The organism is Mangrovimonas cancribranchiae (genome assembly GCF_037126245.1).
Lineage (GTDB): Bacteria > Bacteroidota > Bacteroidia > Flavobacteriales > Flavobacteriaceae > Mangrovimonas > Mangrovimonas cancribranchiae.
Genome location: NZ_CP136925.1, coordinates 931564 through 957371, shown reverse-complemented (window position 1 = coordinate 957371; position 25808 = coordinate 931564). Strand labels below are relative to the sequence as shown.

Here is a 25808-nt window from a genome sequence, read left to right as displayed (position 1 = left end):
TAGCTTCGACTAATAAAAAAACGCTTTATCGATTTTTTTTAAACTCAAAAACTTATTACAGTACATTTGTCTCCCTTAGCACCCTTTACAACTAATAGCAACATATTTTAACGCAAACCATTTACAGTGTTCACAAATACACTGTAAAACAACAATATACTCTAGAAGGTCTATGAAAAAAATATACCTATCCATCATAACTGTTATTATATTTAGCTTAGTAAGCTATGGTATTTCAACCAATACAAAACTAATAGATTCAAAAACAGCTCAACTCAATATTATTGGCTGTCCGAGTGATATTACTCAAAATACAGATCCAGACACTTGTGGTGCTATAATCAATTTTACAATCCCTACTTCTGATGACCCTGCTCATGAAATAGTTCAAATAGATGGAACAGGATTGACCTCTGGAGATTTTTTTCCATTAGGTGAAACCACATTAACTTTTGAAGAACGCGTGACTTCTACAGGTTTACCAACTGGAAACACCTGTAGTTTCACAGTGACCGTTGAAGATAACGCCCCACCAACCCCGCCCTCGTTATCCCCTATAACTGTCGATTGCAACGGAACACTAACAGCTCCTACAACAACAGATGCGTGTACAGGAATGATTACAGGCACAACAACAGATACACTTACCTTTGTTCAAGGTGGTAGCAGTATTATTAACTGGACGTTTGATGATGGTAACGGAAACTCCATTTCTGTACCACAGACCTACAACTATGATGATAGTACCGCGCCAGTACCTGATGTTTCTAGTTTAGCTGATATCACAGCAGAATGTTCGACCACAATAACCGCTCCAACAGCAACGGACAACTGTGAGGGAACCATCACTGCAACAACTACTGATCCGCTCACTTACAACGCACAAGGTTCTTACACCATCACGTGGACTTATGATGATGGTAATGGAAACTCTTCAACACAAACGCAAAATGTGGTCATTGATGATACAACAACTCCCGACATACCTACGCTTACCGATGTTACTGGTGAATGTTCGGCAACGGCCACCATTCCTACAACTACCGATAATTGTGGCGCGACCATTTCTGGAACAACATCCGATCCTTTAACTTACAACATACAAGGAACTTATACCATCACTTGGAACTTTGATGACGGCAACGGCAACGACATCGATGTCACACAAAACGTCATCGTGGACGATACCTCAGCGCCAGTACCTGATGTTGCTAGTTTAACTGGTATCACAGCAGAATGTTCCGCAACTATTACGGCTCCTACCGCAACGGACAACTGTGAGGGAACCATCACTGCAACGACTACTGATCCGCTAACTTACAACGCACAAGGTTCTTACACCATCACTTGGACTTATGATGATGGTAATGGAAACTCTTCAACACAAACGCAAAATGTGGAGATTGATGATGTGACCGATCCCGATATACCTACGCTTGCCGATGTTACTGGTGAATGTTCGGCAACGGCTACCATTCCTACAACTACCGACAATTGTGGCGCGACCATTTCTGGAACAACATCCGATCCTTTAACTTACAACACACAAGGAACTTATACCATCACTTGGAACTTTGATGACGGCAACGGCAACGACATCGATGTCACACAAAACGTCATCGTGGACGATATCTCAGCGCCAGTACCTGATGTTGCTAGTTTAGCTGATATCACAGCAGAATGTTCGACCACAATAACCGCTCCAACAGCAACGGACAACTGTGAGGGAACCATCACTGCAACAACTACTGATCCGCTCACTTACAACGCACAAGGTTCTTACACCATCACTTGGACTTATGATGATGGTAATGGAAACTCTTCAACACAAACGCAAAATGTGGTCATTGATGATACAACAACTCCCGACATACCTACGCTTACCGATGTTACTGGTGAATGTTCGGCAACGGCCACCATTCCTACAACTACCGATAATTGTGGCGCGACCATTTCTGGAACAACATCCGATCCTTTAACTTACAACACACAAGGAACTTATACCATCACGTGGAACTTTGATGACGGCAACGGCAATGATATCGATGTCACACAAAACGTCATCGTGGACGATACCTCAGCGCCAGTACCTGATGTTGCTAGTTTAACTGGTATCACAGCAGAATGTTCCGCAACTATTACGGCTCCTACCGCAACGGACAACTGTGAGGGAACCATCACTGCAACGACTACTGATCCGCTAACTTACAACGCACAAGGTTCTTACACCATCACGTGGACTTATGATGATGGCAACGGAAACTCTTCAACACAAACGCAAAATGTGGAGATTGATGATGTGACCGATCCCGATATACCTACGCTTCCCGATGTTACTGGTGAATGTTCGGCAACGGCCACCATTCCTACAACTACCGATAATTGTGGCGCGACCATTTCTGGAACAACATCCGATCCTTTAACTTACAACACACAAGGAACTTATACCATCACGTGGAACTTTGATGACGGCAACGGCAATGATATCGATGTCACACAAAACGTCATCGTGGACGATATCTCAGCGCCAGTACCTGATGTTGCTAGTTTAACTGATATCACAGCAGAATGTTCCGCAACTATTACGGCTCCAACCGCTACGGACAACTGTGAGGGAACCATCACTGCAACGACTACTGATCCGCTAACTTACAACGCACAAGGTTCTTACACCATCACGTGGACTTATGATGATGGCAACGGAAACTCTTCAACACAAACGCAAAATGTGGTCATTGATGATACTACGGCACCAACTATATCGTGTCCTAGTAATATAACGACAACTAATGACTCAGGTCTTTGTTCTGCTGTTGTCTCATATACAATGCCAACCGGCTCTGATAACTGTGGTTCCATTACTATTACCCAAATTTCCGGATTATCTTCTGGAAGTCCTTTTCCTGTTGGCACAACAACAAATACATTTGAAATTGAAGATACTGCTGGCAATACAACAACATGCTCATTTGACGTCATCGTTAATGATACCGAAAATCCAACTATTACTTGCCCATCAACGGTAACGGTTAATGCCAATGCAAATTGTGAAGCAACTAGTGTTACCTTAGGAACACCCACGACCAATGATAATTGTAGTGTAGCTACAGTAACAAATAATGCACCTAGCACTTTTCCTTTAGGAAATACAACCGTAACCTGGACAGTAACAGATAATTCAGGGAACTCTGCGCAATGTACTCAGACCGTAACGGTGATTGACAATACGCCTCCAAGCATAACTTGTCCTTCAGATATCATTATTAATACCGATACAGGACTGTGTACAGCAAGCGGTGTGGCTTTAGGTACGCCAACAGTAACCGATAATTGTGGTGCTGGATATAGCAATGATGCTCCAAGTATTTTTCCTATTGGAGACACTACAGTTACTTGGACAGCAACCGATGGAAATGGTAACACAACAACGTGTACGCAACTAGTTACTGTTGAAGATAATGAAGCTCCTGTTGCCAATTGTCAAAATTTTACTGTTGCTCTAAACCCTGCAACGGGGCTTGCTACTATTTCTACATCTGATATTAATAATGGTTCTACTGATAATTGCTCTATTGCAAGTATAACATTATCTCAAGATACTTTTGATTGCAATGACATAGGGAACAACACTGTGACTTTAACGGTTACAGATGCTTCAGGCAATACTGATAACTGCAATGCCACGGTTACTGTTACTGATGCCGCACAAGGTGCATCGGTAAATATTTCAGTAAATAACAACCCTATTTGTGATGGTGAAGCCGTTACCTTCACTGCTACACCTAATAACGGTGGTAGCTCACCAAATTATGAATGGTTTGTCAATGGAAGTTCAGTAGGAAATAACAACAGCACCTACACAACTAATACGCTAACAAACAACGACCAGGTTTATGTAGAAATGACATCCAATGCTTCCGTTTGTGCAACAGCAGTTGCTAGCAATAGCATAACTATGGATGTGAATCCAACCTTACCTGTGTCATATACCTTAAATGCTTCGGCAAATCCAGCGTGTTCTGGAGATAATCTCACATTTTTCATTACTGGACTTGTTAATGGCGGATCATCGCCTACATACCAGTGGTATCTTAATGGTACTCCTGTTGGATCAAACACCAATTCATACAGTTCGTCAACCATTAACGATGGAGATATAATATCGGTTGATGTAACGTCTAATGCTACTTGTGCCAATCCAGTGCCAGCAACTGAGAGCTTGACTATGACTGTTAACCCGTTACCTACAGTAACCGCACAAGCAAATGGCAGTAATACCAATATTACTGTATGTGAAGGTGATACTTTAACCTTAACCGGCTCTGGGGCTTCGACTTATACGTGGGACAACGGTGTTGTAAACGGTGTGCCCCTGACACCATCAGTTGGAGTTCATACATACACAGTCACAGGAACTGATGTAAATGGTTGTGAAAATAATGATTCAATCACCGTAACCGTCAACCCAAATGCTTCCATAACCCTGCTTTCAACAAGTGCCGATCAAAGTGTTTGTCGTACTGGAGGAAACCCTATTGGGACTGTTGAAAACATAAATTTCAATATCTCCAATGCATCATCTGTCTCAGTAACAGGGTTACCTGCTGGAGTTAATTACAATTACAACTCAACTACTGGTAATTTAGTTATTAATGGAAACCCTAATAATGGTTTAAGTGGTACATTCGACTACACCATAACGGCAAACAACAGCTGTAATACTACCACTACCACCGGTACCATAACGGTTTATTCTGGTATTCCTTCAACACCAGGAAGTATCAATGGCCCTAGTTCATTTGGATGTCCCATAAGTACAGCTATCTATTATGTTGCAGATGACCCAAATGTGGAAACTTACAATTGGAACGTGCCAGGTTCAATGACTATAACTAATGGACAGGGTACGAACCAAATAGAGGTGGAAATAACCGGAACCGTTACATTTTTTCAAAACATTACAGTAACAGCAAGTAATGCATGTGGTACTTCCACATCCCGTTCTTTAAGAGTATTAGTTAGTTATTCTTCCACTCCTATCTCTGCAGGTCCTGATATTTATGTGTGTGAAGGCACACCTACCGTTATAATGGATGGAGATGTCGGAGGCATACAAGCCTACGAATGGGAATGGTCTGATAGTGGAGCTGGTGGAAGTTTTTCTCCTGTAGGAACCTATGATCCAGACCCTTATTGTGATGGTTTGTATTTCTGGGGAAATTGTTATGGTACATGGGTAGATCCACCTCCAAGACCTTTATATTCTGAAACAAGCACATATACACTTCCTCCTGGCGCACAAGCTGGAGATATTATTACCATAAGCTTAATTTCAGATAATGTTTGGAATCCAACTTGTGACCCTATTGTAAGTACTATGCAGGTTTATGTAATTGAAAGTCCAACAGCTACGATTACCAATCCAGCTACCATTTGTGGAGGAGATGATGTAATAATAACTGGAACACCTAATACAACGGTTTCCTATAACTTTAATGGCAACCCAGCAGGTACATTTACCATTGGTGCTAGTGGTACAATAACGTTCCCTGGTCTAGGTGCTGGGACTTATACCTTAACAAGTATTCAATATACCAATGCACCTAATAGCAATGGAGTTGGTTGCGTCAATACACTTTCAGAAAGTGTTATTGTAAACGAACCTATTTCAGTGACCGCTCCTAACGATATTACAATTTGTGAAGGAGAAACCGTTAACCTTTCTTCAACCACTTATTCAGGAACAAACGCTGTAGTAACATGGACAACTTCTGGGTCAGGTAACTTCTCTGGTAACACATATTCACCAAGTGCTGGTGATATTTTTAATGGTTCTGTGACACTTACAGTAACTAACACTCCTAGCGATGGCATATGTCCTAGCGACAGCGACTCTATGGTAGTAACCATTAATCCATTACCTACGGTTTATGCTGGTATTAATCAAACCATATGCGAAGGCGAGTCCGTTACCCTATCCTCGGCAAGCTACGGCGGAAGTGCCACCTCTGCATCTTGGTCTACTGCTGGTGATGGAAGTTTCTCAGGAAATGTCTACACACCTGGCGCAACAGACATTGCAAATGGTAGTGCAACACTTACCTATACAACCAATAATCCTGCTGGACCTTGTGGTGCTGTTAGTGACACCGTTGTCATTACCATTAATCCATCGGCTACTGTTAATGCAGGAAACGATGTCACTATTTGTGAAGGAGAAACGGTATCATTATCAAGTGCAAGTTATGGAGGCAGTGCCACTTCGGCAAGTTGGAGCACATCTGGTACGGGAAGTTTTTCAGCGGGTATTTATACGCCTAGCGCTACAGATATAACGAATGGATCTGTAACCTTAACATACACCACCAACAACCCTGCTGGACCTTGTGGTGTAGCCACAGATTACAAACTAGTTACAATAAACCCATTACCTGTTGTTGATGCTGGAACCAATGCTACAATATGTGAAACAGATGGTATCATTACGCTTAACGCCACATTAGGCGGAAGCACGACAGCTACTTGGTCATCATCTGGTGATGGTACATTTAACAATAACAACCCTAATGCTGTCTATACTTTAGGAGCTAATGATCTTATAAACGGTAATGTAACACTTACTTATACTACAAATTCGGCTCTTGCACCTTGTAGTGATGTTTCAGATAGTGTTACCTATACTATTATTCCTTATGTTAGCGCTACTGCAACTAATTTAACAACCATATCAGATTGTACAGCTATTATTGACCTTCAAGCCAACAGTACAGGAGAATGGAGTGCTACTTCTAGCAGTGGACATAGCTTCAGCTTTTCCAATATCAATGATCCAAACGCTACCTTTACAGGAGAAAGTGGTGGCACATATGATATAACTTGGACTATAGATAACATCTCTCCTTGTAGTGATTCTCAAGCTACCATATCAAATGTTACCTTTCCAGACTGTGGCTCTAATATCGATTTTGATGGTGTTGATGATGTTGTTTCATTTCAAAATAACTTCAATCAAACAAGTGCATTTAGTATTGAAACTTGGATTAAGCCCAATGCTTTAAGTGGCTTACAAACCATTTACTCAAAACGAAATGCCAATAATCTTAATACAGGTTACGATCTAAGACTGACCAACAGTACTTTATCGTTTAGATGGAATGGTGGTGGTCAAATCTCTGCTACTGGACTTACGACCAATAGATGGTACCATACTGCAGTAACTTTTGATGGTACAACTTACAAGCTATATGTAGATGGTATTGAATTAAATAGTAATCCTGGCAGTACTCCTAACACAAATACTATGCGATTCTTATTAGGTGCTATGGATCGTAATAACAATACGCCTACAAACCACTTTAATGGCTGGTTGGATGAATTGCGAGTTTGGGATGTTACCCTAACAACAGCTCAAATTAGGGAAATGATGAACCAAGAAATTGAACAAAATGGAGTGAATGTTAGAGGCTCTGTATTAGGTCTTGATATTTCTGGTTTAGCTTGGAGCGATTTAAATGCTTATTATCAAATGAATCAATCAAGCGATGTAAACGCTGGGGTACTATTAGCTAATTCAGGAAGTATTAATGGATCATTATTAAACATTACGTCTTTGCAAGATGAAACTGCTCCCCTACCTTACATATCTAATAATAACGGTAATTGGGATACAATTAATACTTGGTTATATGGTAATGTGCAACAAACTCCAAATACAAATGGTCTCAATAATACACCTATAAACTGGAATATTGTTAGAACCCAACATAATGTAACTTCAAACAGAAACACGGCTGTTTTAGGTTTACTAGTTGATAGTAATAGATACACCATTGACGACGATTCCTTATTAGTTTCAAGATATTTAAAAATAGACGGTATTTTAGATTTAGAAAATGAATCACAATTATTTCAAACAAATAACAGCTATGTAGATTATAGTGCTTCAGGTTACTTAGAAATTGACCAACAAGGATCTTCTAATGCATTTAATTACAATTATTGGGGAAGTCCAGTTACAACTGGTGGCAGTACTGGTACGTTAAACACATCTGAAGGTAAAACCTATAGATTAAATCAAATTTTACACGATGGTAATAGTCCTGTAAACTGGACAAATGCTTATAATGCAAGTCCTACATCTCCAGTTACATTAAGTAGTAGATGGATTTATTCTTTCTCTGAAGGTGGTGAAAATAATTATCCTGATTGGATACGTAAAGGACCTAACGTACCATTTAATGTTGGGCTTGGATTCACATTAAAAGGTAGTGGTGCTGCAACAGCCAACCAAAACTACTCTTTTAGAGGACAACCTAATAACGGCTCTATTACAAACAATACAGTTACTGCAGGTCCAACTAATACCAATCAAACTTTAATTGGAAACCCATATCCATCTGCTATAGATGCTAATGAGTTTATTAAAGATAATTTACCTGGAGGAAATCCAGGCACCTCAAGTAGTATTGATGGCGCATTGTATTTTTGGAAGCAATCATCAACTAATAATACCCATGTTACTGTAGCTTATCAAGGCGGTTATGCTACTTACTCTTTAATAGGCGGTGTTCCCGCAACAGCACATCCAGATATTGCAGGTGTAGGCGATGCTAGTTTAGATATTCCTGGCAGATATATTCCTGTTGGACAAGGTTTCTTTGTTACCTCAGCTGCTCAAGCAGATCAAATATCGAATGAAGTAAGATTTCATAATAGTCAACGTGTTTTTGTTAAAGAAACTTCTGGTAGCTCGGTATTTTTTAGAGATCAAAATTCCAATAATCAAACAGAAGACACAACCGACTCTAATGCTATTAAACGAGTTAGACTAGAGTTTATTTCTCCTGAAGGCGCTGTTAGACCCTTATTATTAGGGTTTACACCAGATAACACTGCAACCAATGGTTTTGATTATGGCTATGACGCCGAAAATTCTGATAGCTATCCTAATGATATGTCTTTTGATATTGAAGGTAAAAGATATGTTATTCAAGGTGTGGGTGCTTTTAACGAAGAAAACATCTACCCTGTTATTATAGATTTAGAAGCTTCAGGACCAATTGATATTGCTCTAAATGACCTAGAGAATTTTGAAGAAAGTGTAGATGTTTTTGTTTATGATGCGCTTCAAGGTACTTATTCAAGAATTAACGATGCTAATTTCCACATTAACCTAGATGCAGGAATATATCAAGATAGATTTTTTATCACATTCCAAGAAGAGCAAACATTAAGTGTTATTAATGAAACACATCATAATATTGTTCTTAACTACTTACAATCTACCGATGAGATTTATGTAAAAACACCGCAAAACCTTAAAACAAAGCAAGTATACTTAGTAAATATGCTAGGGCAAACGGTACGTTCATGGAACTCTACAAATGCGCCACTAGGACACGAGTTTAAATTACCTGTTAATAATATATCTGAAGGCAGCTATATTATTAAGGTTCTAACAACAAATCAAATTACAGTTAACAAAAAAATTGTGATAAAACAATAACAGTCAAATACATATATAATAAAAGCAGGCTAATAGGCCTGCTTTTATTATATAACCCCTACTCAAAAAATGCATTTCATCGATTTTTTTTGCTTTTTATAGATATTTAAAAGATAACTCTGTATATTAGCTGTAGCTATTAATTCATTTAACCCCAAATAAAATGATTAAAACTACCTACTTATGCCTTATGGCATTTTGCCTTTTAGCTTTTTCACCTATAAATACTTCTGCAAAAAGCAATACTGTTATTGTTCAAAATCAAATTCAAAAAGTTAGAATAAACTTTACAACACCGCAAGGATATGTAAGGCAATTACTATTAGGTTTTACGCCTAATAACGCTGCAAGCGATGATTTTGATTATGGTTACGATGCACTTAATATAGATGACTACCCAGACGACATGAGTTGGATGATAAATAACAATCCTTATGTTATTCAAGGCGTTGGTGCTTTTGATATTAGTAAGCAATACCCTTTAGGCATGTTTTTATCTAATGCTGGCGATATTGAAATTTCATTAAGCTCTATAGAAAACTTTAATCAAGCCATTAATGTATTTATATTTGATGCTTTAGATCATACTTTTACCCATATTAACGACTACAATTACGAAAACTTTGTAGATGAAGGCGATCATATCAATAGATTTTTTGTCACATTTACTAACGATTTATCTCAAATTAATTTTAGTAATGTAGAAGGTTTACATTTTTTATCTGTAGCAGACGAAAGTCCTTTATTAGAAAAAACCGACATAAGATATTTAAGTCATACTAAAGAACTTTATGTAAAAGCACCTAACTTATTAAAACAAATAGATTTATTTAACCTACAAGGACAACAGGTTTTAAAAATTATTCCAAACCAAAACACAACAAAATTTCGTTTAAAGCACACATTTTCTAGTGGTCCAATTATTGTTATCGCCACTGACCTAAAATCTCATTCTACAAAGAAAATATTATACGCCTATTAAAAAATCCCACATGAGTTTTTAATAGGGTTTTATTTACAAAAATGCGTTTCATCGGATTTTTTTGCTTTTTATAGATATTTTTTAATTTTTTTATATATATTGCCCCAGAATTCAAAAACTTTAAACTGAATTAAAACCCGCTAAAATGAAAAAATCTACCCTCCTACTTGTGGTATTTACATTAGTAATATCACAGCTTATTAATGGACAAACTGGCAAACGAATTAAAATCCAGTCACCCTCACAACCTACAATAGATTTGTTGGCAAATGAAGGCATTGACTTAAGATGCGGAGCCATTATTGAAAATAATTTCATTCAAGTCGAAGTCTCTGAACCTGACTTAGAAAAAATTGATCAATTAGGAATATCCTATACAGTACTAATTAACGACCTCACTCCATTCTACAGGAATCGTGCTGTTAATGACTTACCCAAAGCCATTCAAGAATTAGAATTGGAAAAATCCAGAGGTGCTAATCAAAACCAAGCACTACAAAGAGCTTCTACAACAAACATTGTTTTAGACAACTATCTACAATATCAAGGTTGTACTGAAGTGGATTGGGCCGTGCCAGCAAATTTTAACTTGGGAAGCATGGGTGGATGCCTTACCGTAGATGAAGTGATGGACGAACTTGATGATATGCATACCCTTTATCCAAATTTAGTCTCCGAAAGATTAGATGCCTCACCTAGTGGGCAAACAACTTGGGGAAACACTACTGGAGGAGCTTCAGATCAATGGGCTGGACAAACCATCTACTATGTTAGGATTACGGGTGACCAAGGATCAGCAGAAGGCACAAAACCACAAGTACTTCACACGTCCATGATCCACTCTAGAGAAGTAGGTGCTTTAATGGGCAATATTTTCTTTATGTGGTACATATTAGAAAACTATGATTCTGATCCCGCTATAAAAAATCTTGTAGACAACAATGAATTATACTTCATCCCCGTGGTAAATCCAGATGGTTTAAGGTGGAATGAAGTCATTGCTCCTAGTGGAGGTGGATTACAAAGAAAAAATTTGAGACCAAACACCAACGATTCTGGTTCTACTTCATCAAGCAATAACAATAGAGGTGTAGACTTGAATAGAAACTTTAACTATTTCTGGGGAAGTGCAGGAACAGGATCATCTGGCTCACCAAGTAGTAGTGGCTACAGAGGGCCATCTGCAGCATCAGAACCAGAAACACAAATCATTGAAGATTTTGTTTTATCAAGAAACTTTAAAACCGCCGTATGGCAGCATACTTATGCCAACGCCATCCCACATCCTTATGGTGGAAACAACACTTATGTGTCTGGACGCGAAGACGAAATGCATGAATGGCATGCCGATATGACACGCTACAACCGTTATGTTTCTGGAGCCTTAGTACTTCCTCCTGCAAATGGAATTGCAGACGATTGGATGTTGGGCGGGTCACCAGACTCTAATGGTTCTAGTGGTTCTGGGCAAAACATATTGGCAACAACACCAGAAAACGGCCATGGCTCTGAAGCTAGCGGAAGTGGTTTTTGGCCCACACCATCAAATATCTTCGAGATAGCAAAACGTATGGTTCGCATCAACTTAATGAATATTTATTATGGTGGAAAATACGCCAAACTTCATGACTTAACTCAAAGTGACATCACAAGCCTAACATCAGATTTAACTTTTGGAATTGAGAGAATTGGTCAAACATCAAGTAATTTCACACTTACAGTTACACCAATATCAACTAACATTACAAATATTATTTCTCCATCTACCCTGTCTGGAATGAGCGTTTTAGATCAAAATAACGTTACAGCTCAAATTACACTTGATTCTGGCATTCAACCCAACGAAAAGGTTGAATATAATGTAACATTGGAAGATGACAGCGGAAATATATTTTATGATGTTGATTATAAAAAGTATTATCAGCCCAATGTTTTATTTTCTGACAACCCTGACAATGATGGAACATCAAACTGGGATGCAACAGGACAATGGAGCACAACCTCAAATTCTTCTTGGTCAGGATCCCAATCAATCAGAAATACTTCCTCTTCATCATATAGTAATAATTCAAATAGCACGTTGACCACAATCAATTCTTATGATTTCAGTGGATCTGATGAAGTATTAGTACAGTTTTACGCAAAATGGGATTTAGAACGAAACTATGATTTTGTTGAACTTTTAGCGACAACCAATGGCTCAACTTGGTTTCCCGTCTGTGGAAAATATACTAAGCCAAACTCTACTTATGAAACCAATGATGCACATGCTTACAAAAGCAGTTCCTACTATGGTTTTCAAGAAAACAATAGCTCCGGACAAGTCTATGATGGTGATCAAATGGATAATTGGGTCATGGAAGAAATAGTCATTGATGAAAACACAAATTCCTCCCTACATAATGCATCCAATGTACAATTTAGGTTTAGGTTCAGGTCAGATGGTAGCAATGAAACTGAAAACTATTCAGCAAACCTTGACGGATTTTATGTAGATGACTTTAAAGTCATTGGCCTACAAGTGCCTTGCGAGACAACAACCCCTTCAGGATTGACAGTTTTAAATATTACACAACTTACAGCTGAAGTATCCTGGAATGACATTCCTTCAGCCACATATGATCTTAGATATAGAGAAATTGGAGCACCATCTTGGACTGAAATTACTGACATTTCAGAAAACACATACAACTTAAACGGTTTGGAACCCTCTACAAATTATGAAGTTCAGGTAGCGACAAGATGTATTGCCGCTACATCATCTTACAGTACTTCAGAAAACTTTACAACCGAAGATACTGCACCCTGTTTAGGCACTCCTATAGTAAGTTATCCCTATACAGAAACTTGGGATACCAATATAGGTGACTGGTCACAAGGCACTGGTGATGATGGTGAATGGTCTCATAATTCTGGTAGCACCATTTCAAGTCAAACAGGGCCTGACGATGATTTTACTGAAGGAGGAAGTTACTTTTATACCGAAGCCTCTAATGGCGATTTAGGTTCCGGTGCAACGGTATACCTGGTAAGCCCATGTTTTGATTTAAATGGGTATGAAAATGCGAACTTCACGTTCTACTACCATATGCATGGAGCTGATATGGGGGACCTTTCCTTGGAGGTTACCTTGGACAATGGCAATAACTGGACCAACCTTACAACACTTTCAGGACCACAACAAAGCTCAAATGGTGCAGCTTGGGAGATGGAAGACGTCGATTTAAGCCTCTATGACGGACAAATCATAAAACTTAGGTTTGTTGGACTTACAGGTAATGGCTACAGAAGTGACATGGCCATCGATCAAATTAATTTAACTGCAGATGTTGCAGGATCCGAGCCACCAACTGCCGTTTGTCAAAATATTACCGTGCAACTGGATGAAACGGGAAGCGCAACTATTGTAGCTGCAGATATTGACAATGGGTCATCGGATGATGTGGCTATCACGGACTATAGTATTGACATAGATACTTTTGATTGTAACAATGTTGGAACACCTGTAGACGTAACACTTACAGTAACAGATGGCGATAGCCAAACCGATATATGTACTGCTACAGTTACCGTAACACAACAAGATGAACCTACAGCTGTAAACTGTTGGGACAATTTTGTTTATAATGATACGACTTGTACCTGGGAAAACCTGGGAACGCAACCCACCGAACCAACCGCGACCAACTGTTGGGACGATTACCAGTTCAACACCACATCTTGTGAATGGGAAAACCTTGGTAGTCAACCCACCGAGCCAACCGCAACAAACTGTTGGGATGATTACCAGTTCAACACCACATCTTGTGAATGGGAGAACCTAGGCAGTCAACCTACTGAACCAACTGCGACAAACTGTTGGGACGATTACCAGTTCAACACCTCATCGTGTGAATGGGAAAACCTAGGGACGCAACCTACCGAACCAACTGCGACAAACTGTTGGGATAATTACCAATTCAACACCTCATCGTGTGAATGGGAGAACCTAGGCAGTCAACCCACCGAGCCAACCGCAACAAACTGTTGGGACGATTACCAGTTCAATACCACGTCTTGTGAATGGGAAAACCTTGGTAGTCAACCCACCGAGCCAACCGCAACAAACTGTTGGGATGATTACCTGTTCAACACCACATCGTGTGAATGGGAGAACTTGGGAACGCAACCCACCGAACCAACTGCGACCAACTGTTGGGACGATTACCAGTTCAATACCTCATCGTGTGAGTGGGAGAACCTAGGAACGCAACCCACCGAACCAACCGCAACAAACTGTTGGGATGATTACCAATTCAACACCTCATCGTGTGAATGGGAGAACTTGGGAACGCAACCCACCGAACCGACCGCGACAAACTGTTGGGATGATTACCAGTTCAACACCACGTCTTGTGAATGGGAAAACCTTGGTAGTCAACCCACCGAGCCAACCGCAACAAACTGTTGGGATGATTACCTGTTCAACACCACATCGTGTGAATGGGAGAACTTGGGAACGCAACCCACCGAACCAACTGCGACCAACTGTTGGGACGATTACCAGTTCAATACCTCATCGTGTGAGTGGGAGAACCTAGGAACGCAACCCACCGAACCAACCGCAACAAACTGTTGGGATGATTACCAATTCAACACCTCATCGTGTGAATGGGAGAACTTGGGAACGCAACCCACCGAACCGACCGCGACAAACTGTTGGGATGATTACCAGTTCAACACCTCGTCTTGTGAATGGGAAAACCTGGGTAGTCAACCTACCGAGCCAACCGCAACAAACTGTTGGGATGATTACCAATTCAACACCTCATCGTGTGAATGGGAGAACTTGGGAACGCAACCCACCGAACCAAGTGTGGAATGTTGGGAAACTACAACTTTCAACACTACAACTTGTACTTGGGATATAAACAATGATGGAGATACGGTAGACCCCATCTGTATGACTCAAGATATAACCGTAACATTAAGTGGTGGAACGGTTACCATCACTGCTGGTGATATTGACAATGGATCTAGTGATGACTGTGGCATTGCTTCTCTGTCTGTGTCTCCTGCGATGTTTGACTCTAATGATATTGGAGACAACAATGTAGTTCTTACTGTAACAGATCACAGTGGAAACAGCTCTAATTGTAATGCGACAGTTACTGTTGAAGAAGAGACTTTGGACATAAAAGGCAGTACCATTAAAAACTTGGGCATCTACCCCAACCCATTTAATGACATTGTGTATGTTACACTTCCAAATGGATTGAACAATGACTCCTTCAATGTCGATATTTATGATATTAATGGAAGACTTGTGTTCAACAAAAGCCTGAAAAGCAACAACAACAAGCTTGAAATATATGGCCTGGACAATCTTGAGCAAGCACTTTACTTGATTAAAATAACTAATACTTCCACAAAAGAGTATGTATTTAGAAAGTTAATAAAGTTTGAGTAAGCTTTGTAGCCTATTTCCTATAAAAAAGGTTGTGGACATCCACAGCCTTTTTTATTTACATATTGACTGTCAAATATTTACAAAAACATTTTACATTTAAAACCATAAAATCCTAAATTCATATTTAACTCAAAATCAAATAATTACACTTATATAATTGCGTTTCATCGAATTTATTTGCATTTCACAGAATTGATGTTTATGTTTGTCCTATAATTTTTAGTCCTAAACTAAAATTTAACCGCTTATGAAAAATTATACTCAACAGGTATCAAAGTACCTACTGCTTATTAGTGTGCTTGTATTTTCAAGCACTGCTTACTCTCAATATTGCAACTCATCCGGAAACAATGACTACTATATGTCTATAGGTTTAGTTGAGTTAAACTCAATCAATAACTCAACAGGTGACGGAGTCACAACAACTGGTTATTCTGATTATACGGCAATAAGTACTGATTTAGATATAGGAACAACTTATACTCTAAATTTAGAAGCTAACAAAACCAACAATTACCCTGTTGGATTTAGAGTATGGATAGATTGGAATGGTGATGATGATTTTAATGATTCTGGTGAACTTGCTTTCTCAACAGGGCCTTCAAGTATTTATTCAACATCAGGAAATATTTCAGTTCCTCTTTCTGCTGTTTCTGGATCTACAAGAATGAGAGTAATCGTTAGGTATAACAACCTACCCAGTAATTGTGGAACTTACAATTATGGAGAAACAGAAGATTATACAGTTAACCTCATTGCTTCCAACCCAGCTCAAGAAATTGAAATAACAGGAAACGGCAATACCATAAACGATGGCGACATAACTCCTGATCCTACAGACAACACCGACTTTGGAAATGTAAACTATCCAGGCGGATCAAACAACAATATTTTTATAATTGAAAACCTCGGCGGAAGCAACGATTTAAATTTAACCGGAAGTTCTCCTTATGTAAACATTAGTGGTACCCACGCTGGAGATTTTACAGTCACAACCATACCCGCTTCAACAATAGCAGCAGGAAACAATACAGTATTTGCCATAGAATTTGCGCCTAGTGCTCTTGGACTTAGAAGCGCCACAGTTTCCATTGCCAACGATGATAGCGATGAGAATCCTTACAATTTCAACATTCAAGGAACGGGAATTACACCCCCTCCGTGTGGATCGACAGTATTAGGCAACTATAGTTATGAAGGCGGCAACCAAGGCTGGGACACATCTGATAGCAATGCTAGCAGAGAAAACTATAGTTCAAGAGCTTACTCAGGGAACTATAGCATACGCCTACGAGAAGATGGACAAGCGATTTCCCCTTCGTTTAGCTTGTCAGATTATGACAAAGTGGATCTAAAGTTCTTTTTCTATGCCTCTGGTATGGATTCTTATGAAACTTTTTATATAGACTATAGAGAGAACAATTCTGCTTCCTGGCAGACTGTTTCTGAATATAGAAGAGGAGAGTACAGTACCTCACTAAACAAAACAGGAGACTTTATTAATAACGCGTTCCATAGTAAAACAGCTACCCTCTTTAAGGATGATTTTAGTTTTCCAGCAAGTGCAACCGCGCAATTTAGATTACGAAATGATGCCAATGGCAGTAGTGATTATGTCTATATAGACAACATTACCATTACAGGAACAACATACTGTTCGCCAACCAATGGTCCAGGCGGGGTTGCAAGCAACTTAGACCTATGGTTAAAAGCCAATACCGTAGATGGCTCAACAATCGCAGGTGATGGTACAGATGTTACTTTTTGGGCCGACAAAGGCAAAGGCAACCATGCCGAAACCGTTGAAGACTTTATGGCTCCCGTGTATATGCACAATGTTAATAGAAACATCAACTTCAATCCCGTTGTTGAGTTTCAAAACGACAATACTACAGCTTGGTCTGACATGACTTACATCAACAGCGATAGACAAGAACTAAAGGGTACAGGTGGATTCAATAGTAGCGATGCCTTTATAGTTGCATTCCCTGACCCTACAATTACTACCAGTATGATTCCATTGGATACCTTTACCAGTACAGACCCTTCTGGAAATACATACAACGAAGATGTAACTGGTTTTGGATATGGTGCCTATTCTGCTCGTGTCTATAATGAACGATTAACATATTGCTTAGGAACTACCGGAGAAGATGCAGACGTTGATGAGTACCCGGGCACAGGTTTTGGCCGTGCAGATACAAATTCAGGTACCAATTACAACCAAGTGGGCATTGTTAATTTTAGAGAGAATACGATCAATGATAATATGGAGCTATATTTCAATGCCAACAATGTAGGTAATGTAGACAATGAACCAGAGGCATATGCACGAGTGAACAACACACGTTATTGGATAGGACGCAGTCAATATTGGGATGGTAGCTTTGATGGCAGAATTGCTGAAATCATAACTTATGATTCAAGAAAAAATGACATTGATCTTACGCAAGAACGTAATCGTATTCAATCTTATTTGGGCATTAAGTACGGTATCACACTTGGCTCAAATGGCACATCTCAAGATTATGTGGACAGCGATGGTAACGTAATATGGGATGCAGATGCTGAAAACTTTAATTATGACATTGCCGGTATTGGTCGTGATGATGCCTCAGAATTGCTGCAAAAACAATCCAGAAGTGTCAATAATGCTACTGCCACACACTCCCATACAGACCTTGACGACAACTATAGAAGTCAAGGGGTTTTAACAATGGGACTAAGTCAAGTATATGACACAAACCACGAAAACATTACCAATAATGGTACAACATTTAGTGACAAACAGTTTTTGATGTGGGGAAATGATGGTGAAAGCTTACATGGTCCGCAAGTTACCGTTCAAATTAATATGAGCGAAGATATCTCTCCTGCCTTAGAAACTGAAGTAGAGTTTAATGGTATTGCCAGAACTTGGAAAGTTGTGGAAAGAGGTGGTGATATACCTACAGTAGAAGTCCAAATACTCAAAAACGCCATACGAACAGCAACACCACCAGATGGACGTTATCTTATGTTTATTTCAGATACTCCAAACTTTGGTCCAACTGCAGATTATAGGGTAATGACCGAAACCACCAACGAACTTGGAGAAGCCACATTGACCACTGATTATGATTTTGATGGCACAAAATACATTACTTTTGGTTGGGCTCCAGAAGTAGTTTACACTAGATCCATTGCCTTTAACGGTACTACAGATTATATCGATATGGAAGATGCCTTGGATTTAAACTCCTCAGAATTTACCATATCTGCCTGGGTAAAAAGAGATACCAATTCTGGAAATACATCCATTTTATCCAAACGAGATGCTAGTTATACCAACGGTTACGACTTAAAAATAAACAATAGCGGTTATGCCGAAATGTCTTGGGGTAACTCAGGAACACAAACCATAACTTCTAATGTTATTATACCAGAAAATCAATGGCATCATATAGCTGTTATTTATAATAGTGGTAATGCAACCATGTATATTGATGGTGTAGAATCTACATCGCAAAGCCTATCGGCACCACCTAACACAAACCACTCATTTTATATTGGTGCTGCAGCAAAAAATACTCCTGAAGCTTTCTTTCACGGAAATATAGACGAAGTAAGAGTTTGGGATGTGGCCTTATCTCTAGATGAACTTCATTTTATCATGAACCAAGAAATTTTAGAAAACAGTAATTTTGTTGAAGGAGCTTATTTCGAATCTAGAAGTATTACACCTACTAAAAATGATGTAAACACATTACCTTGGAATAGCTTAGCTGGTTATTATCCAATGTCTACATATACTTATACCAATACTAAAGATGAATCTGGAAATGGGCATCAAGGTGCTTTAAGACATTTAAGAACTGTTGACAAACAAACGGCTCCATTACCTTACCAATCAACAGCTAATGGCGATTGGGATACCGCAACAACATGGACAAACGGAACTGTGCAAACTATGCCAGGAGCCAATTCTATAGTTGATAATTCGATTACTGTTGATTGGAATATTGTTGAAACCAATCATAATGTAACAATGGACAATAGTAGCCTTGCCTCTGGAAACAATGGCAACAGAAATGTGTTAGCTCTAATGATTGACAGCAACGAATTAACCGTTAATGGTGATAACACCAGCGAAACTGGATTTGGTATAACCATATCGCATTACCTAAATTTAGATGGAAAAATAGATTTAGAAGGCGAATCACAACTTATTCAAACATTAAATAGCGACTTGGTTGTAGGCACAACAGGTAACTTAGAAAAAGACCAACAAGGTACTAGAGACTTATTTACATATAACTACTGGAGTTCTCCTGTTGGTGTAACAACAACTGCAAATCCTAACAATTACAGTTATAGTTTAAATAGTAATATTTTAAAAGACGGGACAAACTCTGCCTCTCCTACAAATATTAATTTTGTTGGTGGCTATAATGGTAGTTCTTCAAGCCCAGTTAGTATTGCTAGTTATTGGTTATGGAAATTTGGCAACCTACCAAGCGGCGACTATTCATCATGGCAACATGTAAGACATACAGGAACCATTTTAGCTGGTGAAGGTTTTACCATGAAAGGAGTTGCTAACACAAATGGTAACGTATCACTTGAACAAAATTATGTTTTTGATGGTAAACCAAATAATGGCGATATTAACCTTACATTAAACTCAGGAAACGACTATTTAGTAGGTAATCCATACCCTTCTGCTATAGATGCCGAACAATTTATTTTAGATAACGGACCAACTTTAGATTATACAGGATCTGCTCCAGAAGGTGATGCCTTAATTAGTGGAACCCTTTATTTCTGGGAACACTGGGGTGGCGGTTCACATGTACTAGCCGAATACCAAGGTGGTTACGGAACTTACAACCTCGCTGGAGGTGTTCCTGCTGCTGCTTGGGGTACACCAGATCCAGACGTTGCCCAAGTAGGTACTGGTACTAAAACGCCAGGAAGATACATTCCTGTTGGTCAAGGCTTCTTTGTTACAGGCGACTCAACTGGTGATATTAATTTTAATAACGGACAACGTGTGTTTCAAAAAGAAGGTACATCAGCTTCAGTTTTCATGAGAAATGATGGTGCTAATCAACAACAAGCTACAACTGTTGATAACAGAATGAAATTACGCATAGGTTTCAACTCTGTAAACACCATTCATCGTCAATTATTAGTAACTGTTGACGCTCGAGCTTCTCAAGGTTTTGATTGGGGATTTGATGGCCTTACTAACGAAGACCAAATTGATGACATGTATTGGATGTTAAATGACGACAAATACACGGTTCAAGGAATTGATACTATCAATCAGAGTACTATTTTACCTTTAGGCATTCACACTGATGATAATGGGTTAAACAACATTACTATCGATATTCTTGAAAACGTTCCTGATCATCTTGATATTTACGCACATGATAAAGAATTAGGTATTTATCACGACTTAAGAGAAAGTCGTTATGAATTTTATTTAGATGCTGGTGAATACTTAGACCGATTTGAAATTACATTTGCTAATCAATCATTAAGTACAGAAGATAGTTTAGTTAATGCAAACAACTTACAGGCGCATTATTCTAACAACAGTCAAAGTATTGTTATTCACAATCCAAAACTAGTTACAGTAGAATCAGTTGAAATGACAACTATTCTTGGACAAAAATTATTTACGTTCAATAATGTAGAAACAGCTACATTAACTACAATTAAAACACAACAATTAAGTACTGGAACATATATAATTCAAGTAAACACTAACGATAATAATACGATAACTAAAAAAGTACTTGTTAATAATTAAACACCTATTAACAAAAGGTATGCAACCAAAAAGGTCTCGCAAAAACGAGACCTTTTTTTATGCTAATTTAGCAATAAGTTCATCTAAACTAAGCTGTTCCTGTTCTCCAGAAACCATGTGTTTTAAAGTATATTTTGAGCTTTCCATTTCCTTCTCACCCACTAAAACAGTATATGGAATTTGCCTTTTATCGGCGTGTTTCATTTGCTTACCCATTTTGGCAGCATCTGGATAAAGCTCTGTATTAATGTTATGATTACGTAATGCTTTAACGGCTTTGATAGCATAAAGTGCTTCGTTATCGCCAAAATTTATAAATAACGCCTTAATATTTTTATTAACCGTATTGGGGAACAAATTTAATTCTTCAAGAACCAAATAAATTCTGTCCAAGCCAAAACTAATACCAACGCCACTCATGTTTTTAAGACCAAAAATCCCTGTAAGATCATCGTATCTACCGCCGCCACCAATAGAGCCCATTTTAACACCTTCTGGAGCAGCTACTTCAAAAATAGCACCTGTATAGTAATTTAAACCACGCGCTAAAGTAACATCTAATTGTAGCTTGGCCGTTTGTAAACCAAGTTCGGCTATGGCTGTATTAATAAATTGAAGCTCCTCAATTCCTTTTTGTCCTTCTTCTGAAACACTTAAAATATCTTGTAATTGCTGTATTTGCGTTGCAAAATCGCCTTTAAGCTCGAAAAGTGGTTGAAGTTTATTAATGCCTTCTTCCGAAATACCTTTAGCAAGCATCTCTTCTTTGACTTTCTCCTCGCCTATTTTATCAAGTTTATCTAAAGCGACTGTAAAATCGATTAACTTATCGCTAGCTCCAATAACTTCGGCTATTCCAGATAATATTTTACGGTTATTGATTTTTATGGTAACACCTTCTAATTGTAAGGCTGAAAATACAGCGTCGTATAATTGCACAAACTCTACTTCTTGCCAAAGCGATGTACTTCCAACAACATCGGCATCGCATTGATAAAACTCTCTAAAACGTCCTTTTTGTGGTCTGTCGGCGCGCCAAACAGGTTGCATTTGGTAACGTTTAAATGGAAATTCTATGTCGTTTTGATGCTGAACAACATAACGTGCAAACGGCACTGTTAAATCGTAACGAAGCGCTTTTTCAGAGATTTTGGGTGTTAATTTTGTAGCATTCTTCTCGGTGTAAAGTGAATCTTCTACTTTTCTTAAAAAATCACCTGAGTTTAAAATTTTAAAAATGAGTCGGTCACCTTCGTCGCCATATTTCCCCATAAGGGTGTCGGAGTTTTCAAAACTTGGAGTTTCTATAGGTTGAAATCCAAAGCGCTCAAACTGGGTTTGTATGGTATTAAAAATATAGTTACGCTTAGCAACTTGTTCTGGGTTAAAATCTCTGGTACCTTTAGGAATGCTTGGTTTTTGTGCCATATTTATGTCTGGAAAATCAGGTGTCTTTTTAAGTATTAGACAAAATTATCAAAAAAATAGTTCTCGGCTATATGCGAACTAACAAACTTATTAATTAATCAAGTTATCAAAAAACTTAAACAAATCGCCTTTTGTAATACTGCTTCCTTGCTGAATAAGTTTAAACTTATCAGCATTTCTATCGTTTGAATAGTTTTTCTTGGCTTGTTGAAACTCTACCTCATCATTCATTAAGTTTTCACGTAACCAATTATACCCATCGCTGGTTGTAATATCAATACCGTTATTTAACTTGATGGCAATAGCATGCATATGTTCTTCAGCAAAATGGAATAAATGCATTTGCTGTGACGAGATATGTTCCACATAGTTTACTTGCTTTAAAACACCCTCCCAAACTAAATCGCTAAACACATCTAGCTCTTGCTCGGCTACTTCTGGTTTGTTTGTTTTAATATCTGCCCACTCATCTGCAGTAATAGATTGTGTAGCTAGAAAGTTAATAAACTCTTGGTTTAACTCTTCAAACTGTTCTTTTGTTAGTCTTGCGTATTTCATGAAATGTTGTTTTCTTGAACATGTAATAATAAAAAAAGCCCCAACTAAGGTTGAGGCTTTTTATATAGAAATTATTGTTTAGTTTTCTGGAATAACCTCAAACTCGATATCGAAGGTTACTTCACGATGTAAACGAATAGCAGCTGAGTAAAGCCCTAAACGTTTAATGTTTCCACCTACAATACTGATAAATTTCTTATCAACAGTATGTCCTTCTTTTTCGAATGCGCTAACAAGGTCTAATTTAGTTACAGAACCAAATAACTTGTCACCTGCAGAAGCACCTTCAGTAGCTTTAGCTGTAATTTTAAGGTTTAATGCCTTAATAGCTTCTGCTGTTTTTTCTGCTTCTTCGATAATTTTCTTTTCTTTAAAGGCTCTTTGCTTTAAGTTTTCAGCTAACACTTTCTTTGCAGAAGATGTTGCTAAAACCGCGTGCCCTTGAGGAATTAAAAAGTTTCTACCATAACCGCTCTTAACTGTTACAATATCGTCTTTAAATCCTAAATTCTCAACGTCTTGTTTTAATATAAGTTCCATTGTTATGATATTTTATTTTAATAAATCTGTCACGTATGGCATTAACGCTAAATGACGCGCTCTTTTAATAGCAACAGAAACTTTTCTTTGATATTTTAATGATGTTCCAGTTAAACGACGTGGTAAAATTTTACCTTGTTCGTTTACAAATTGTAATAAGAATTCTGGATCTTTATAATCGATATACTTAATACCGTATTTCTTGAAACGGCAGTATTTCTTCTCTTTAGAAGTTTCTATGTTAAGCGGCGTAAGATATCTAATCTCACCGTCTTTTTTTCCTTTTGCTTGTTGTTCAATAGATGTTGACATAATTAAGCTTTTTGTTTGTTTCTTTTTCTTCTTTCTTCAGCCCAAGCTACAGCGTGCTTGTCTAGTTTTACAGTTAAATAACGCATAAAACGCTCGTCACGTCTAAACTCTACCTCTAATTGAGAGATTGCTTCTCCTGGTACAGTGTACTCAAATAAGTGATAAAAACCACTTTTTTTGTTTTGAATTGGGTAAGCTAATTTTTTTAGTCCCCAATCTTCTTTCGATATCATCTTTGCACCTTTAGAAACAAGAAAATCTTCGTATTTCTTTACTGTTTCCTTTATCTGTGTTTCAGATAAAACGGGATTCAAGATGAAAACAGTTTCATAATGATTCATGTTAAAATCTATTTTATTGTTAAAATGGGTGCAAAAATAATTATTTTATTTATATCTTACAACTTTATCCCATCTTATTATCCCGAAAGTTTCACCTGTTAAAGATATGTTAAAAACAGTATTTTAACGATGTTTTTTGGTTTTTAACCGAAATATTCGTACTATTGTCGATACCTTAACCGAAATATTATAATGTTATGACTCTAAATTGTGTAGTAGTAGACGATTCAGCAATACAGCGTCTTTCAATTGTTAAGCTAATTGAAAACCATCCGTCTCTTAATTTAATCGCTGAATATAATAGTGCCTTAGAAACAAAAAACGGCCTAAATAACCATAAAGTTGATTTAATCTTTTTGGATATTGAAATGCCTGTACTTAATGGTTTTGAACTATTAGACGTTCTTAATAATAAACCCCAAATTATTTTTGTAACAGGTAAAACAGAATATGCTTTTAAAGCGTTTAATTATGATGCCACCGATTACCTACACAAACCCATTACTAAAGAGCGTTTTAATACTGCTGTAGATAAAGCCATAGAGCAACACAAGCTTAAAATGGACTTTAATGAAACAGAAGGCGAACACATTTTTGTTAAAAGTAATTTAAAAAAGAGAAAAGTTTACATTAAAGACATTAAATGGATTGAAGCTCTTGGCGATTACGTTAAACTGGTTACAGAAGAAACAAGTTTAGTAGTGTTATCTACTATGAAAGCTTTTGAAAAAGAATTACCTGAAGGCAAGTTTTTAAGAATACACAAATCTTATATTGTAAACCTAGATAAGATAGATAGATTTAACAGCAAGAACGTAGAAGTTGGCGCTTACGAAATCCCTTTAAGTAGAAATAAGAAAACACAACTTGTTGACGCTTTAAACAATATTTAG

10 protein-coding genes are annotated in these 25808 nt (G+C 38.0%); 5 read left to right on the top strand and 5 right to left on the bottom strand.

What is annotated here, in order from left to right:
• The first annotated feature begins 172 nt into the window (after positions 1-172).
• From R3L15_RS04200 to R3L15_RS04185, 4 genes are all read left to right on the top strand, one after another.
• Entirely contained in the window at positions 173-9505 is a 9333-nt protein-coding gene (locus R3L15_RS04200; RefSeq protein ID WP_338733415.1) for an HYR domain-containing protein, read from the top strand.
• 163 nt (positions 9506-9668) lie between these two features.
• A complete protein-coding gene (locus R3L15_RS04195; protein ID WP_338733414.1) occupies positions 9669-10487 on the top strand; it encodes a hypothetical protein in 819 nt (272 codons plus the stop codon).
• Positions 10488-10632: 145 nt separating this feature from the next.
• The gene (locus tag R3L15_RS04190; RefSeq protein WP_338733413.1) at positions 10633-15936 is read left to right on the top strand and encodes a M14 family zinc carboxypeptidase; all 5304 of its coding nucleotides are present in this window, start codon (positions 10633-10635) and stop codon (positions 15934-15936) included.
• Between the two features lie 247 nt (positions 15937-16183).
• A complete protein-coding gene (locus R3L15_RS04185; protein ID WP_338733412.1) occupies positions 16184-21736 on the top strand; it encodes a LamG-like jellyroll fold domain-containing protein in 5553 nt (1850 codons plus the stop codon).
• A gap of 57 nt (positions 21737-21793) precedes the next feature.
• Here the strand turns inward: R3L15_RS04185 and hisS are convergent, their stop codons facing one another.
• The 5 genes from hisS to rpsF all read right to left on the bottom strand — a co-directional run bounded on the left by hisS (position 21794) and on the right by rpsF (position 24915).
• Complete coding sequence (gene hisS, locus R3L15_RS04180) at positions 21794-23164, bottom strand: histidine--tRNA ligase (RefSeq protein ID WP_338733411.1); 1371 nt, start codon at positions 23162-23164, stop codon at positions 21794-21796.
• A gap of 90 nt (positions 23165-23254) precedes the next feature.
• On the bottom strand, positions 23255-23722 hold the full coding sequence (locus R3L15_RS04175; RefSeq protein ID WP_338733410.1) for a DUF6495 family protein: 468 nt from the start codon (positions 23720-23722) through the stop codon (positions 23255-23257).
• 78 nt (positions 23723-23800) lie between these two features.
• A complete protein-coding gene (gene rplI / locus R3L15_RS04170; protein WP_125467356.1) occupies positions 23801-24262 on the bottom strand; it encodes a 50S ribosomal protein L9 in 462 nt (153 codons plus the stop codon).
• A 12-nt stretch (positions 24263-24274) separates the two neighbouring features.
• On the bottom strand, positions 24275-24574 hold the full coding sequence (rpsR, locus tag R3L15_RS04165; RefSeq protein WP_125467357.1) for a 30S ribosomal protein S18: 300 nt from the start codon (positions 24572-24574) through the stop codon (positions 24275-24277).
• A 2-nt stretch (positions 24575-24576) separates the two neighbouring features.
• Positions 24577-24915, bottom strand: a complete 339-nt coding sequence (gene rpsF / locus R3L15_RS04160; protein ID WP_125467358.1) for a 30S ribosomal protein S6 — start codon at positions 24913-24915, stop codon at positions 24577-24579.
• 197 nt (positions 24916-25112) lie between these two features.
• Here rpsF and R3L15_RS04155 point away from each other — a divergent pair, with 197 nt between their 5' ends.
• Positions 25113-25808, top strand: coding sequence for a LytTR family DNA-binding domain-containing protein (locus R3L15_RS04155; protein ID WP_125467359.1), 696 nt, complete (start codon positions 25113-25115; stop codon positions 25806-25808).

Coding starts and splice junctions, on each gene's coding strand:
- R3L15_RS04195 (WP_338733414.1), top strand. CDS start 9,669: ATGATTAAAACTACCTACTTATGCCTTATGGCATTTTGCCTTTTAGCT.
- R3L15_RS04200 (WP_338733415.1), top strand. CDS start 173: ATGAAAAAAATATACCTATCCATCATAACTGTTATTATATTTAGCTTA.
- R3L15_RS04185 (WP_338733412.1), top strand. CDS start 16,184: ATGAAAAATTATACTCAACAGGTATCAAAGTACCTACTGCTTATTAGT.
- R3L15_RS04155 (WP_125467359.1), top strand. CDS start 25,113: ATGACTCTAAATTGTGTAGTAGTAGACGATTCAGCAATACAGCGTCTT.
- hisS (WP_338733411.1), bottom strand. CDS start 23,164: ATGGCACAAAAACCAAGCATTCCTAAAGGTACCAGAGATTTTAACCCA.
- rpsF (WP_125467358.1), bottom strand. CDS start 24,915: ATGAATCATTATGAAACTGTTTTCATCTTGAATCCCGTTTTATCTGAA.
- R3L15_RS04190 (WP_338733413.1), top strand. CDS start 10,633: ATGAAAAAATCTACCCTCCTACTTGTGGTATTTACATTAGTAATATCA.
- R3L15_RS04175 (WP_338733410.1), bottom strand. CDS start 23,722: ATGAAATACGCAAGACTAACAAAAGAACAGTTTGAAGAGTTAAACCAA.
- rplI (WP_125467356.1), bottom strand. CDS start 24,262: ATGGAACTTATATTAAAACAAGACGTTGAGAATTTAGGATTTAAAGAC.
- rpsR (WP_125467357.1), bottom strand. CDS start 24,574: ATGTCAACATCTATTGAACAACAAGCAAAAGGAAAAAAAGACGGTGAG.